The organism is Superficieibacter sp. BNK-5 (genome assembly GCF_047456055.1).
In the GTDB taxonomy this organism is placed as follows: domain Bacteria; phylum Pseudomonadota; class Gammaproteobacteria; order Enterobacterales; family Enterobacteriaceae; genus Superficieibacter.
In genome coordinates, this window is sequence record NZ_CP179893.1 from 893171 (window position 1) to 907318 (window position 14148).

The 14148-nt window shown below is 54.5% G+C and carries 13 protein-coding genes; 5 read left to right on the forward strand and 8 right to left on the reverse strand.

From position 1 onward, the window contains the following. The first annotated feature begins 66 nt into the window (after window positions 1-66). Window positions 67-579 (forward strand): zinc uptake transcriptional repressor Zur, encoded by a 513-nt coding sequence (zur, locus tag ACMGGS_RS04320; protein ID WP_414165179.1) that lies wholly within the window; start codon window positions 67-69, stop codon window positions 577-579. A 78-nt stretch (window positions 580-657) separates the two neighbouring features. Here the strand turns inward: zur and ACMGGS_RS04325 are convergent, their stop codons facing one another. The 3 genes from ACMGGS_RS04325 to ACMGGS_RS04335 all read right to left on the reverse strand — a co-directional run bounded on the left by ACMGGS_RS04325 (window position 658) and on the right by ACMGGS_RS04335 (window position 2172). Beyond that, window positions 658-867, reverse strand: a complete 210-nt coding sequence (locus tag ACMGGS_RS04325; RefSeq protein WP_176920900.1) for a CsbD family protein — start codon at window positions 865-867, stop codon at window positions 658-660. A gap of 218 nt (window positions 868-1085) precedes the next feature. Further along, on the reverse strand, window positions 1086-1694 hold the full coding sequence (lexA, locus tag ACMGGS_RS04330) for a transcriptional repressor LexA (RefSeq protein WP_176920901.1): 609 nt from the start codon (window positions 1692-1694) through the stop codon (window positions 1086-1088). Between the two features lie 109 nt (window positions 1695-1803). Further along, window positions 1804-2172, reverse strand: a complete 369-nt coding sequence (locus tag ACMGGS_RS04335) for a diacylglycerol kinase (protein WP_414165180.1) — start codon at window positions 2170-2172, stop codon at window positions 1804-1806. A gap of 129 nt (window positions 2173-2301) precedes the next feature. Between ACMGGS_RS04335 and plsB the strand changes: the two genes are divergently transcribed. Further along, window positions 2302-4722 (forward strand): glycerol-3-phosphate 1-O-acyltransferase PlsB, encoded by a 2421-nt coding sequence (gene plsB, locus ACMGGS_RS04340; RefSeq protein WP_414165181.1) that lies wholly within the window; start codon window positions 2302-2304, stop codon window positions 4720-4722. A 130-nt stretch (window positions 4723-4852) separates the two neighbouring features. Here the strand turns inward: plsB and ubiA are convergent, their stop codons facing one another. From ubiA to malK, 5 genes are all read right to left on the reverse strand, one after another. Beyond that, window positions 4853-5728: a 4-hydroxybenzoate octaprenyltransferase gene (gene ubiA, locus ACMGGS_RS04345; RefSeq protein ID WP_414165182.1), complete on the reverse strand. Its 876-nt coding sequence runs from the start codon at window positions 5726-5728 to the stop codon at window positions 4853-4855. Next, window positions 5703-6239, reverse strand: coding sequence for a chorismate lyase (ubiC, locus tag ACMGGS_RS04350; RefSeq protein ID WP_414165183.1), 537 nt, complete (start codon window positions 6237-6239; stop codon window positions 5703-5705). Before ubiC ends, ubiA begins: the two co-directional genes overlap by 26 nt. 174 nt (window positions 6240-6413) lie before the next feature. Continuing rightward, window positions 6414-7346 carry a maltose operon protein MalM gene (malM, locus tag ACMGGS_RS04355; protein ID WP_414165184.1) on the reverse strand — a complete coding sequence of 311 codons (933 nt, stop codon included), beginning with the start codon at window positions 7344-7346 and terminating at the stop codon, window positions 6414-6416. Between the two features lie 107 nt (window positions 7347-7453). Continuing rightward, window positions 7454-8791 carry a maltoporin gene (locus tag ACMGGS_RS04360; protein ID WP_414166194.1) on the reverse strand — a complete coding sequence of 446 codons (1338 nt, stop codon included), beginning with the start codon at window positions 8789-8791 and terminating at the stop codon, window positions 7454-7456. A gap of 75 nt (window positions 8792-8866) precedes the next feature. Beyond that, window positions 8867-9976 (reverse strand): maltose/maltodextrin ABC transporter ATP-binding protein MalK, encoded by a 1110-nt coding sequence (gene malK, locus ACMGGS_RS04365; RefSeq protein WP_176920907.1) that lies wholly within the window; start codon window positions 9974-9976, stop codon window positions 8867-8869. Window positions 9977-10344: 368 nt separating this feature from the next. Here malK and malE point away from each other — a divergent pair, with 368 nt between their 5' ends. The 3 genes from malE to malG all read left to right on the forward strand — a co-directional run bounded on the left by malE (window position 10345) and on the right by malG (window position 14075). Further along, window positions 10345-11535, forward strand: a complete 1191-nt coding sequence (gene malE / locus ACMGGS_RS04370; protein ID WP_176920908.1) for a maltose/maltodextrin ABC transporter substrate-binding protein MalE — start codon at window positions 10345-10347, stop codon at window positions 11533-11535. Window positions 11536-11625: 90 nt separating this feature from the next. Continuing rightward, on the forward strand, window positions 11626-13170 hold the full coding sequence (gene malF, locus ACMGGS_RS04375) for a maltose ABC transporter permease MalF (protein ID WP_414165185.1): 1545 nt from the start codon (window positions 11626-11628) through the stop codon (window positions 13168-13170). Between the two features lie 14 nt (window positions 13171-13184). Continuing rightward, entirely contained in the window at window positions 13185-14075 is an 891-nt protein-coding gene (gene malG / locus ACMGGS_RS04380) for a maltose ABC transporter permease MalG (protein ID WP_176920910.1), read from the forward strand. The last annotated feature ends 73 nt before the right edge of the window (window positions 14076-14148 follow it).

Below are 14148 nucleotides of genomic sequence, written 5' to 3' on the forward strand. Positions count from 1 at the left end.
CCTTCATTTCTGACTTTCAGCAGAACATGATAAAATAGGCTTCTGCCCACCCCACCCGAGGACGCTATGGACAAGACCACTTCGCAGGAGATGTTAGCGCAAGCTGAAAAGCTGTGCGTGCAACGCAATGTGCGCCTGACCCCGCAGCGCCTTGAAGTGTTGCGGTTAATGAGCCTGCAACAGGGGGCAATTAGCGCCTACGATCTGCTTGACCTGCTGCGCGACAAAGAACCACAGGCCAAACCGCCGACGGTATATCGTGCGCTGGAGTTTCTGCTTGAGCAGGGTTTTGTGCATAAGGTGGAATCGACCAATAGCTACGTGTTGTGTCATCTCTTCGATCACAACCACACTTCGGCGATGTTCATCTGCGACCGCTGCGGCGTCGTGAAAGAGGAAGGTGCCGATGGCGTGGAAGATATCATGCATGCGCTGGCAGCGCGGATGGGATTTGCTTTACGTCATAATGTGATCGAAGCACACGGTCTGTGTGCAGATTGTGCTGAGGTTGAAGCCTGTCGTCATCCCGGCGAATGTCATCACGACCACAGTATTCAAAGCAAGAAAAAGCCGCGCTAGTTTCAGCACGGCTCTTTGTGGGGTGGTACCTCCATGTACCTTCGGGTAGGACTTCTCAGGGGTTAGCTGAGTGCGCTACTACCAGCGGTAATCGTGACGGGTTTCCCAGTCTTTTACTTCGGTTTCCGCCTGATCTTTCTGGTAACCGTAACGTTCCTGGATTTTACCAACCAGCTGGTCACGTTTACCTTCGATGACAGTCATATCATCATCGGTCAGTTTGCCCCATTGTTCTTTCGCTTTACCTTTGAACTGTTTCCAGTTACCGCCGACTTCGTCTTTATTCATAATTATGTCCTCATTGTTGGGGTACAAATCATTCGAATTCTGTCGTCCAGATAAGCTATGTTTTCTGCTGAACGTAAGAATAAGTGTAGATGAGGATCCTGTACCCTGCGGGGAATTAAGAATATTTAACCCTGTGAAGCATCATAAGGCCGGGAAGGTTTCAGAAAATGAAGAGGAAATCCTGCGGCACCCACAGTACCGCAGAAATCAGGACGAGATTACAGCCACTCGCCGTTGCGGATCACGCCCACAGCCAGTCCTTCAATAGAGAAGTTTTGCTTACGCAGGTCAACCACAATCGGTGAAAATTCATTATTTTCAGGCAGCAGTTCAACGACGTTGCCCTGTTTTTTCAGGCGCTTAACGGTCACTTCTTCGTCAATACGCGCGACAACAACCTGACCGTTACGCACGTCCTGCGTTTTGTGCACTGCCAGCAAATCGCCGTCCATAATACCAATGTCTTTCATCGACATCCCGCTAACGCGCAGCAGAAAATCGGCGTTGGGTTTAAACAGTGACGGGTCAACCTGATAGTGGCTTTCAATATGCTGCTGCGCCAGCAGCGGCTCACCGGCAGCCACGCGACCGATAAGCGGAATACCTTCTTCTTCCTGAATCAGCAGACGAATACCACGTGATGCGCCGGTGACAATCTCAATCACCCCTTTCCGCGCCAGCGCTTTAAGATGTTCTTCAGCCGCGTTTGGGGAACGGAACCCCAAACGTTGCGCAATTTCCGCACGCGTCGGTGGCATGCCTGTCTGGCTGATGTGATCCCGAATGAGATCGAACACCTCTTGCTGCCTGGCCGTTAACGCTTTCATTCCGCCCCCTGGGTGTATATACAGTTATGCTGTGAGTATATACAGTTAACGGCGATTTTGGAACCACCAATGGCACGAAAAATAAGAGACTTTTCTACTTTTGCGACCTTCAGCGGAAATGCGACCACAATAAGGTCACCCAGGTGATAAGCGCGACGATAATCGCCAGCAGCACCGCCGCCGATCCCATGTCCTTGGCGCGGCCCGACAGTTCGTGCCGTTCCGTGCCGATGCGGTCCACGACGGCTTCAATTGCGCTGTTTAAAATTTCCACGATCATTACCAGCAGCACCGAACCTATCAGCAAGACACGCGTGATGGGGTCCACATCCAGCCAGCAGGCGATAATGATCGCCACAATGGCGGCCACGCCTTCCTGCCGAAAAGCGGCTTCGTTAATCCATGCCGCACGAAATCCTTTCCAGGAATAACCCGCTGCGTTGATAATCCGGGTCAATCCGGTGGTATTATTGGCCATTAAAAGAACCTTTTTACATTATTAGCGTCAATGATATAGCGCGCGTCCTGCGTAAGCTCAGAAAATCGGTTCACTTTCTGATATCCTTGCAGCGCATTTGCATGATTAACCAGAGGCTTCACATCGTTTATGTCCGGCTGGCCACGAATTTACTACAAATTACTGAATTTACCATTAAGCGTGCTGGTAAAGAGCAAGTCTATTCCGGCGGAACCCGCGCAGGAATTGGGTCTGGATACCTCCCGCCCGATTATGTACGTATTGCCTTATAACTCAAAAGCGGATTTGCTGACGCTGCGCACGCAGTGCCTGGCACACGATCTCCCCGATCCCCTGGAGCCGCTGGAGGTCGACGGCACCCTGCTGCCGCGCTACGTCTTTATTCACGGCGGACCGCGTGTGTTTACCTACTACACGCCGAAAGAAGAGTCTATCAAACTCTTCCATGACTATCTGGATCTGCATCGCAGCAATCCGGGTCTGGACGTGCAGATGGTGCCGGTGTCGGTGATGTTTGGCCGTTCACCGGGGCGTGAGAAGGGCGAGGTTAATCCGCCGCTGCGCATGCTCAATGGCATACAAAAGTTTTTCGCCGTGTCCTGGCTGGGGCGCGACAGTTTTGTCCGCTTCTCCCCTTCGGTCTCTCTGCGGCGTATGGCAGACGAGCACGGAACGGATAAAATCATTGCGCAAAAGCTGGCACGCGTTGCGCGTATGCACTTTGCCCGTCAGCGTCTGGCTGCCGTGGGACCGCGTCTGCCTGCCCGTCAGGATCTGTTTAATAAGCTTCTGGCGTCCAAAGCGATTGCCCGCGCGGTAGAAGACGAAGCACGCAGCAAAAAAATCTCTCATGAAAAAGCGCAGCAGAATGCGATTGCGCTGATGGAAGAGATTGCCGCTAACTTCTCTTATGAAATGATCCGCCTGACCGACCGTATTCTGGGCTTCACGTGGAACCGTCTGTATCAAGGGATTAACGTGCATAACGCCGAGCGCGTGCGGCAACTGGCGCATGATGGTCATGAGATTGTCTACGTGCCCTGCCACCGCAGCCATATGGACTATATGCTGCTCTCCTACGTGCTCTATCATCAGGGGCTGGTGCCGCCGCATATTGCCGCGGGCATTAACCTGAACTTCTGGCCTGCCGGGCCGATTTTCCGCCGCCTGGGCGCGTTCTTTATTCGCCGAACCTTTAAGGGTAACAAGCTCTATTCGACGGTGTTCCGCGAATATCTCGGTGAGCTGTTTAGCCGTGGCTATTCCGTTGAGTATTTTGTCGAGGGTGGTCGCTCACGTACTGGCCGTCTGCTGGATCCAAAAACCGGCACCCTGTCGATGACCATCCAGGCGATGCTACGTGGCGGGACGCGCCCCATCACTCTGGTGCCGATTTATATCGGCTATGAGCATGTGATGGAAGTGGGCACTTACGCCAAAGAGCTGCGTGGCGCGACGAAAGAGAAAGAAAACCTGCTGCAAATGATGCGTGGTTTGAGCAAGCTGCGTAATCTCGGTCAGGGCTACGTCAACTTCGGCGAACCAATGCCGCTGATGACCTACCTTAATCACCATGTGCCTGAGTGGCGAGAATCCATCGATCCAATTGAAGCGGTGCGCCCGGCCTGGCTAACGCCGACCGTTAACCGCATCGCCGCCGATCTGATGGTGCGCATTAACAATGCAGGGGCGGCTAACGCCATGAACCTGTGCTGTACCGCGCTGCTGGCTTCCCGTCAGCGCTCCCTGACCCGTGAGCAACTGACGCAGCAACTGGATTGCTATCTCGACCTGTTACGTAATGTGCCCTATGCGCCGGATTCTACCGCGCCTGTCGCCACCGCTAACGAACTTATCGAGCATGCGTTGCAGATGAATAAGTTCCAGGTCGAGAAAGACACCATCGGCGATATCATCGTTCTGCCGCGCGAGCAGGCGGTTCTGATGACTTACTATCGCAATAACATCACGCATATGCTGATGCTGCCATCGCTGATTGCCGCCATTGTGACTCAGCACCGGCAGATTTCGCGTGACGCCCTGCTGCGCCATGTGGAATTACTTTACCCGATGCTGAAAGCCGAACTGTTCCTGCGCTGGGATACCCGCGAAGTGGCAGGGGTGATTGACGCGTTGACGGCAGAGATGGCGCGTCAGGGGCTGATTACCCCCGAGGAAACGGAATTCCGTATCAATCCGGCCCGCGCCCGGACGCTGCAACTGCTGGCGGCAGGCGCGCGTGAAACGCTACAGCGCTATGCGATTACCTTCTGGCTGCTCAGCGCTAATCCGTCGATCAACCGTGGCACGCTGGAGAAAGAGAGTCGCACCGTGGCACAGCGTTTGTCCGTGCTGCACGGCATCAACGCACCGGAGTTCTTCGATAAAGCGGTCTTCAGCTCTCTGGTGCTGACGCTGCGTGATGAGGGCTATATCAGCGATACCGGAGATGCGGAACCGGCAGAAACCATGAAGGTTTATCAGATGCTGGCAGAGTTGATTACCTCGGATGTGCGCCTGACGATTGAGAGCGCGGCGCAGGGCGAGTGATAAAAACGCCGGGTGTTGGTGATACCGTCACCCGGCGAATCCAAACCACACGTCATAACCCGTTGAAATTTCAGCTTTCGTAGGCCAGGTAAGGCGAAGCCGCCACCCGGCAGGTTTACGCGAATAAGGCTTATGCGAACGACCAGTAACTCACCGCCAGCCCGACAAACAGCGCCAGCCCGACGTAGTTATTATTCATAAACGCCTTAAAGCAGGCATCACGTTCACGATGCACAATCAGCTTCTGCTGATACACAAACAGCACGCCCGCTACGAACACCGCCGCGTAGAATGCGCTGCCCAGCCCATTCAGCCAGCCAATAGCGATCATCAGCGCCAGCACTGCCACCTGTAAGAGTCCAATAATCAGCCGATCGTATTGCCCGAACAGGATCGCCGTCGACTTCACGCCGATCTTCAGGTCATCATCGCGATCGACCATCGCATACTGCGTATCGTAGGCCACCGCCCAGAGAATATTGCACAGGAACATCAGCCAGCAGCTCAGCGGCAGCGTTTCACTGACGGCGGCAAACGCCATCGGGATCGACCAGCCGAAGGCCGCCCCCAGTACCACCTGCGGCAAATGCGTATAGCGTTTCATAAACGGATACACCCACGCCAGCAGCAACGCAGCAACCGAAAGCAGGATGGTCATCCGGTTCAGGGTCAGGACCAAAAGAAAGGAGCACAACACCAGCACCGCAAACAATATTCGCGCCTCTTTGCCACTGACGGCCCCGCTGGGCAACGGTCGGTTGGCGGTGCGCTTCACATGGCCGTCGATTTTACGATCGGCATAATCATTAATCACACAGCCTGCCGCGCGCATCAGCCAGACGCCAGCGACAAAAACGGCCAGGATCCACAGCGGTGGCAGGCCCGGCGTCGCCACCCATAGCGCCCATAGCGTCGGCCACAATAACAGCAGCGCGCCAATAGGTTTGTCGGTACGCATCAGGCGGTGATATGCCAACAGCTTATTCTGCGTCAGACTCCACTCCATTTCTCTCTTCCTTCTGGTAAATCGGTGATGCCGGTAAAAATAATTCGGTGAGTAATAAGGGCTTACCGTTAAGCCGCAGCCGCGAACGCCGTCCCCACAGATCGTCGCTCATCCCGACTTCGATAAAATCACGTGTCAGGGTTGATGAAGTAAAAAGATAACGGCCCAGCGGCGTTTTACCCAGTTTTTGCAGCGCCAGTTCAGGACCGTTTAACGTTGACTCCGGCACAACGGTGCGCCCCACCAGCCAGGGAATGTCGTCTGCACAAAGAATAATTTCCCGTAGCCAGTAGCGCGGTTCATCCGGCAACAGTGCCTGTTCTTCGGCAATCTCTTCCCGGCCAACAAACCCTTCGCGGAGTAAGATGATGCTGACCGTTTTCCCCTGCTGTTCAAACCGTTTGGTCATCGAGTCTTCCAGCAATAACCACTCTCGCAGTGCGGATTTTAGCGGAGGGATAAGATCAAGATAGCGCAGCGCACGCAATTGCGTTAGCGCAGGATGTGACATGCCTGTTTCTCCGGTACATAGCCTGAAAGCATTGTAACGCAGAAAAGTGTGATGGGGGGCGGGTTAGATGCAAAAGCGCAACAGATATGTAACACGGTGATGCCAGCAAAAAAAGTGCGCCCCGAAGGACGCACCGAAAGGCTAAGCCTAAACATCAGCATTGTGGGGCAACAATCACCCCTTGCCTTTTACACTGCTGATAAAGGTGGAACGCGCTGAAGTAGACCCCAGACGCTCTGCTTCGTTAAGTAGTTTCAACGCCTTATCGACATCGCCTTTATCAACAGCCTGTTTAATGGCCTGATTAAAGTAAGCTTCGGTATCATTCAGAACCGGCTCACTTTTCGCGGCTGGCGCGGCAACTGGCGCAGCGGCCGTTGCGCTATAGGCAGGCGCTGCCGTATTACCGACGGTCACCGACCCCTGATTTGATGAACCAAACAGCGGGCCGACCAGCACGCTGGAGCTGTTATTGGTTTTCACTTTCAATTTCACGATGCCATCGGTGGTATGACGAGCGACAGGATCGGGAATATCCGGTACCGCGTTGCCGATACCTTTGGCGTAGGCTTTTGCCGGATCCAGCAGCGTGGTGGTTTGCTGGAGATCTTTTTCAGTGGTAAAGACCAGCACGTAGATTTTCTGTTGTCCCAGCGCAGGCGTCAGGCGCATCACCCCTTCAAGGCGGTCGGCACTCATCACACCCGGTTCCTGATAGGTAAAATAGCTGCTGGGGAAAAACGCTGACGGCGTCAGGTTCTGATCGAGGATCAGCACGTTCGGCGCGTAGACGCTGCTTTGTTTGTTCACTTCACTGGTCAGCGTTAAGGTCAGTTCACCAATATTCGCCGGCACGCTATAGGCAACAACCGGGCCAGTAATGCCCGCAACGTCAAGACGTTGCCCAACGGAAGCGATGGTCGAAGTTTGCTGTTTTGACTGATCGACGGGTGTCCATGTGAGCTGCTGCAGGGCGGCGGCAGGAATAGCCGGTGCGGCAGCGGTGTTTTGCGGTACGTAGTTGACCTCAGCCAGGCTGACTGCCGGAGCCGCTGCCAGTAACCCCGCCGTCAGGCAGAGTGCAACGAGACTTTTGTTCATTTTCATTGTTATCACCTCAAAGTACCCGGGTGTAGCGGTGGCCAGGCAATAGCGCGCCAACCCTTAAGACGTTGAGGGGCTTGCGCCCCTCTTTATGTCAGATTAATGCGGTATTACCACCAGATTTCCATCTGTGCGCCGAAGCTGAACTCATCGTCGTCGCCGCGGCTGTTGGAGAACTGGCCGTTACCGGTGGAGTCGCTGATCGCTGAGCGACCGATGTCGCCGCTGCTGTTTTTGGCATAACCCCAGTTTTCATCCCACTTCGCATAGGTCGCGAATACACGCAGTGCCGGGCGAGACCAGATGCTGTCGCCAGCCTGCCATTGTTGCGCGAGGGTGATTTTGTACTGGCTGTTACGATCGCCGGTTTCCTGCGATTTCACGTTGTCGTAACCGACTTCCAGCAGGGTGCTCATGATCGGTGTCCATTTGTACATCGGACGCACGCCCACGGTGTACCAGTCGGTACCACGGTCGTCATCACGATCGACTTTCTGGTACATACCGACGTACATCAGGTCCCATTTGTCAGCAAGGGTAATCGCACCGTGGTCAATTACACGCCACAGAGAACCGTCGTTGTTGACGTTACGGTCAGTTGCGATGTCATCATCGGTCCAGGAGCCTTGCGGAATACCTTTGCCCTGCGCGGTCATCGCATCAGTGGCATATTGCAGAACAAATTTGTTGAAGCCTTTCATCATGCTCTGGGTATGTTCAGCGGTGAACATCCAGCCATCTTTTGATGCGCCGTCGGCCAGTTGATAATCATCAGTGGTGTTAGCACGGCCATAATCCACACCAAATTCCAGCATGCCGTCCGGGTTGGTTTCCAGACCGGCCAAACGCACGTCATACACGTCGTTGGCGGTATCTTTGGTGGCGTCATAAATATGATTGCTGCTGAAGGAGGTGGAACCACCTGCTTCCTGCGAACGCGTGGCGGCAAAAGAGAGTTTACCGATACCGTTCAGATCGATGTTTTCAATACCGGCACCAGGACCTGAAATATCCCAGTAGTAGAAGTCGATCATGTGAACGTCATGACGCTGATAGAAACGCTTACCGGCCCAGATAGTAGAACCTGGCAGCGCGTCGATCAGGTTTTTACCCTGCACGTTGGCTTCGCGGAAGGCCGGATCGGTAGCTTCCCAGTCATTCTGTTGTGCGACGGAGTAGGCTACGTTGGTGTCGAAGTAGAAGCTCTTATCGCCCTCTTTCCACACTTCCTGACCCAGCTTAATTTCGGCATAGGTTTCACATTCGTTACCAAGACGGTATTTACTTTGTGCACCGGTTGCCTGGAAACACTGTTGTTCGCCGCCGCTGCCGGTCCAGCCGATGCCGGAACGAGCATAACCTTTAAAATCGACGGCACCAGCGTGGGCAGAGAGAATGCCCGCGGTAATGGCGATCGCCAGTGGAAGTTTGCGCAGAGTAGTCATTATTCTATCTCCTGAGATCATTGCTTTTCTTTTATTACGCATCGTTCTTTACAGACTTTGCGTATTTAATGGGAATGCTTAAACGCCCGGCTCTTGATGCAACCGACGACATGCAGTGCCATCCTCACGGAACAGATGGCAGCGCTCTGGCGGCAGGCCGATAGCGAATGTGGCACCCTCTTCTACCAACACCACGTCATTCTGGCGGTACACCAGGTTCTGACGGATGGCGGGGATTTGAATATGGATCTGTGTTTCGTGTCCTAACTGTTCGACGACCTGAACCACGCCTTCCAGGGTGACATCGGCGATGTCGCTGGGCAGCAGATGCTCAGGGCGAATACCGAGCGACATATTTGCGCCCACCTGAACGTTGGCGCTATCGACCGGTAGCCAGACATGCTGACGGTTAGGCAGTTCAACCTGCACCTGATCGATAGCGGTCGCCGTAACTTTCACCGGCAGGAAGTTCATTTTCGGCGAGCCAATAAAACCCGCGACGAAACGATCTGCCGGGTAGTGGTACAGTTCCAGCGGCTTGCCCACCTGCGCCACGCGACCGGCGTCCAGCACCACAATTTTGTCGGCCAGCGTCATCGCTTCGACCTGATCGTGGGTGACGTAAATCATCGTGCGGCCCAGACGCTTATGCAGGCGGGAAATTTCAATACGCATCTGCACGCGCAACGCAGCGTCAAGGTTCGAGAGCGGTTCATCGAGCAGGAACACGCGCGGTTCCGCCACCAGCGTGCGGCCAATTGCCACGCGCTGACGCTGCCCGCCAGAAAGCGCTTTCGGCTTACGTTCCAGCAAATGCGCAAGCTGGAGCACTTCCGCTACCTGATTAACGCTCTGCTTCATCACCTCTTTTTTGGCACCCGCCAACTTGAGGCCAAACGACATATTTTCGGCAACGGAGAGATGGGGATAGAGCGCATAGGACTGAAACACCATACCCACGCCGCGTTCGGCCGGCGGGACATCATTCATGCGGGTTTCACCAATGAACAAATCACCGCTGGTGATGGTTTCCAGCCCGGCAATCATGCGCAGCAGCGTTGATTTCCCACAGCCTGACGGTCCGACAAAGACCACGAATTCACCTTCATGGATCTCGAGGTTGATATCTTTTGATACCACCACGTCGCCCCAGGCTTTCGTTACATTCCGTAGCTGTACGCTCGCCATGCCCTCTCCCTTCGTTACAACCTGTCATCAACAGAAACATTCAAGATGGGCTGACTATGGGCCAAACATTTACGCAGCAAATCCTCCACCCCCTCTCTTTTTTATGGGGGAGGAGTTGGGAGGATGAGGAGAGTGCTTCTGAGACCGGGCGTGCGGCCCTGCGGCTATTTTCGTGATGCGGCCAACAAAAATCGGCGCGTTTTTATGTGCGCTGATACTCATAACTCAAATTTATGCAACAGAGATCACAGAACGAAGCGGTGGGGCGTAGAGCCAGGGAGGATGGAAAGGGCTTGTCAAACCCGGAGACTGAGCATCGTCAAGCCACCTGAGCGTATCCACGAGTAACGACCATAAGGACGGGATATATGAATATCAAAACTGGCGCACGCATCTTCGCACTGTCGGCACTGACGACGATGATGCTTTCCGCCTCAGCTTTCGCCAAAATCGAAGAAGGTAAACTGGTTATCTGGATCAACGGCGATAAAGGCTATAACGGCCTTGCTGAAGTGGGTAAGAAGTTTGAAAAAGATACCGGCATTAAAGTGACCGTTGAACACCCGGATAAACTGGAAGAGAAATATCCGCAGGTTGCCGCGACTGGCGATGGCCCGGACATCATCTTCTGGGCGCACGACCGTTTCGGGGGCTACGCTCAGTCCGGTCTGCTGGCAGAGGTTACGCCAGACAAAGCGTTCCAGGACAAACTCTATCCTTTCACCTGGGACGCCGTGCGCTATAACGGCAAGCTGATCGCTTACCCGATTGCGGTAGAAGCGCTGTCGCTGATTTATAACAAAGACCTCGTACCCAATCCGCCGAAAACCTGGGAAGAGATCCCGGCGCTGGATAAGACGCTTAAAGCGAAAGGTAAGAGCGCGCTGATGTTTAACCTCCAGGAACCGTACTTCACCTGGCCGCTTATCGCTGCTGACGGCGGCTATGCGTTCAAATTTGCTGACGGCAAATATGACGTGAAAGACGTCGGCGTGGACAGCGCGGGCGCGAAAGCGGGCCTGAACTTCCTGGTCGATCTGATTAAAAACAAACACATGAACGCCGATACCGATTACTCCATCGCTGAAGCCGCCTTTAATAAAGGCGAAACGGCAATGACCATTAACGGTCCGTGGGCGTGGTCCAACATTGATAAGAGCAAAGTGAACTACGGCGTCGCGCTGCTGCCGACCTTCAAAGGCAAGCCGTCTAAACCGTTCGTTGGCGTGCTGAGCGCGGGCATCAATGCCGCCAGCCCGAACAAAGAGCTGGCGAAAGAGTTCCTGGAAAACTACCTGCTGACCGATCAGGGTCTGGATGAAGTGAACAAGGACAAGCCGCTGGGTGCCGTGGCGCTGAAATCTTTCCAGGATCAGTTAGCGAAAGATCCGCGCATTGCCGCCACCATGGATAACGCCCAGAAAGGCGAAATCATGCCGAACGTTCCGCAGATGGCGGCCTTCTGGTACGCGGTTCGCACGGCGGTGATCAATGCGGCCAGCGGTCGTCAGACGGTGGATGCCGCGCTGAAAGATGCTCAGGGTCGTATTACGAAGTAAGGCTGTTGTGTCCTTATCAGGTCTACAGACGTTGTGGGCCTGATAAGGCATTTCTGCCAGGACGAATTATTGTTGTAGAGGACGATCCCCATGGATGTCGTTAAAAAGAAACACTGGTGGCAAAGCGAGACGCTGAAATGGTCAGTGATTGGATTGCTGGCGCTGCTGGTGGGATACCTTGTTGTTTTAATGTACGCCCAGGGGGAGTACCTGTTCGCCATCATGACGCTGATTTTAAGCGCGGCTGGCCTGTATATTTTCGCTAATCGTAAAACGTACGCGTGGCGCTATGTTTATCCTGGCATGGCCGGGATGGGGCTGTTTGTCCTGTTCCCGCTGGTCTGCACTATCGCCATCGCCTTTACCAACTACAGCAGCACCAACCAGTTGACCCAGGAGCGCGCGCAGCAGGTGCTGATGGACCGCTCTTATCAGGCGGGTAAAACCTACAACTTCGGACTGTATCCGGCGGAGACCAAATGGCAACTTGCGCTGACCGACGGCGAAACCGGAAAAAATTATCTCTCCGACGCCTTCACTTTTGGCGGCGAGCAGAAAATCGCCCTGAAGGAAGTGGCGGCCCTGCCAACGGTTGATCGGGCTAATTTGCGCGTGATTACCCAGAATCGCCAGGCGCTGACCCAGCTTACCGCCGTGCTGCCTGATGAAACGAATGTGATTATGAGTTCGCTGCGCCAGTTCTCCGGCACGCGGCCCCTGTATACCGAGGCCAGCGACGGGACGCTGACTAACAATCAGAGCGGCGTTAAATACCGTCCTAATAACGATATCGGCTACTATCAGGCGCTTAACGCCGACGGTAACTGGGGCGATGAGAAATTAAGCCCCGGCTATACCGTGACTATCGGCTGGGATAACTTTATGCGCGTCTTTACCGACGAAGGCATTCAGAAACCGTTCTTCGCGATTTTCGTCTGGACGGTGGTCTTCTCGGTACTGACTGTGCTGCTCACCGTCGCGGTGGGCATGGTGCTGGCCTGCCTGGTACAATGGGAGTCGCTGAAAGGAAAAGCGGTCTACCGCCTGCTGCTGATCCTGCCCTACGCGGTACCGTCGTTTATCTCGATTCTGATATTTAAGGGGCTGTTTAACCAGAGCTTTGGCGAAATCAACATGATGCTCAGCGCGCTATTCGGCATCAAACCGGCCTGGTTCAGCGATCCAACTACCGCCCGCGCGATGATCGTCATCGTCAATACCTGGCTGGGTTATCCCTACATGATGATCCTGTGCATGGGCCTGCTGAAAGCCATTCCGGACGATTTATACGAAGCGTCGGCAATGGACGGCGCGGGACCATTCCAGAACTTCTTTAAAATCACGCTGCCGCTGCTGATCAAACCGCTGACGCCGCTGATGATCGCCAGCTTCGCGTTTAACTTTAACAACTTCGTGCTGATCCAACTGTTGACCAACGGCGGGCCGGATCGCCTCGGCACCACGACGCCAGCCGGTTATACCGATTTGCTGGTGAGCTATACCTACCGCATCGCCTTTGAAGGCGGCGGTGGTCAGGACTTCGGCCTGGCGGCCGCTATCGCCACGCTGATCTTCCTGCTGGTCGGGGCACTGGCGATTGTGAATCTGAAAGCCACGCGCATGAAGTTTGATTAAGGGAGATAACGATAATGGCCATGGTCCAACCCAAATCGCAAAAATTACGTTTATTCGTGACGCACTTGCTGCTGCTGGTATTTATCGCGGCAATTATGTTTCCGCTGCTGATGGTCATCGCCATCTCGCTGCGTGAAGGTAACTTCGCTACCGGCAGTCTGATCCCGGAGAGCATTTCCTGGGAGCACTGGCGGCTGGCGCTCGGCTTCAGCGTGGAACATGCGGATGGCCGCGTGACGCCGCCGCCCTTCCCGGTGCTGTTATGGCTGTGGAACTCGATAAAAATCGCGGGTATTACGGCAATTGGCATCGTGGCGCTGTCCACCACCTGCGCCTATGCATTTGCCCGTATGCGTTTTCCAGGTAAAGCAACGCTGCTGAAAGGGATGCTGATTTTCCAGATGTTCCCGGCGGTACTGTCGCTGGTGGCCCTGTACGCATTGTTTGACCGTCTGGGGCAGTACATTCCGTTTATCGGCCTGAACACGCATGGCGGGGTGATCTTCGCCTATCTTGGCGGTATCGCGCTGCATGTATGGACGATTAAGGGTTACTTTGAAACCATCGATAGCTCGCTGGAAGAAGCGGCGTCGCTGGATGGCGCAACGCCGTGGCAGGCGTTCCGTCTGGTACTGCTGCCGCTGTCGGTGCCGATTCTGGCGGTGGTGTTTATTCTGTCGTTTATCGCCGCCATCACCGAAGTGCCGGTGGCCTCGCTGCTGCTGCGTGATGTGAACAGCTATACGCTGGCGGTCGGAATGCAGCAGTATCTCAACCCGCAAAACTATCTGTGGGGTGACTTCGCCGCTGCGGCGGTACTCTCCGCCATCCCGATTACCGCCGTGTTCCTGCTGGCTCAGCGCTGGCTGGTCAACGGCCTGACGGCAGGCGGTGTGAAAGGTTAAGTTTCATCGTTCGAAGCCACTGCAAAACCCTCAACTTTTCAATGATCTTTACTTGTGACCTTTGTTGGCGCTC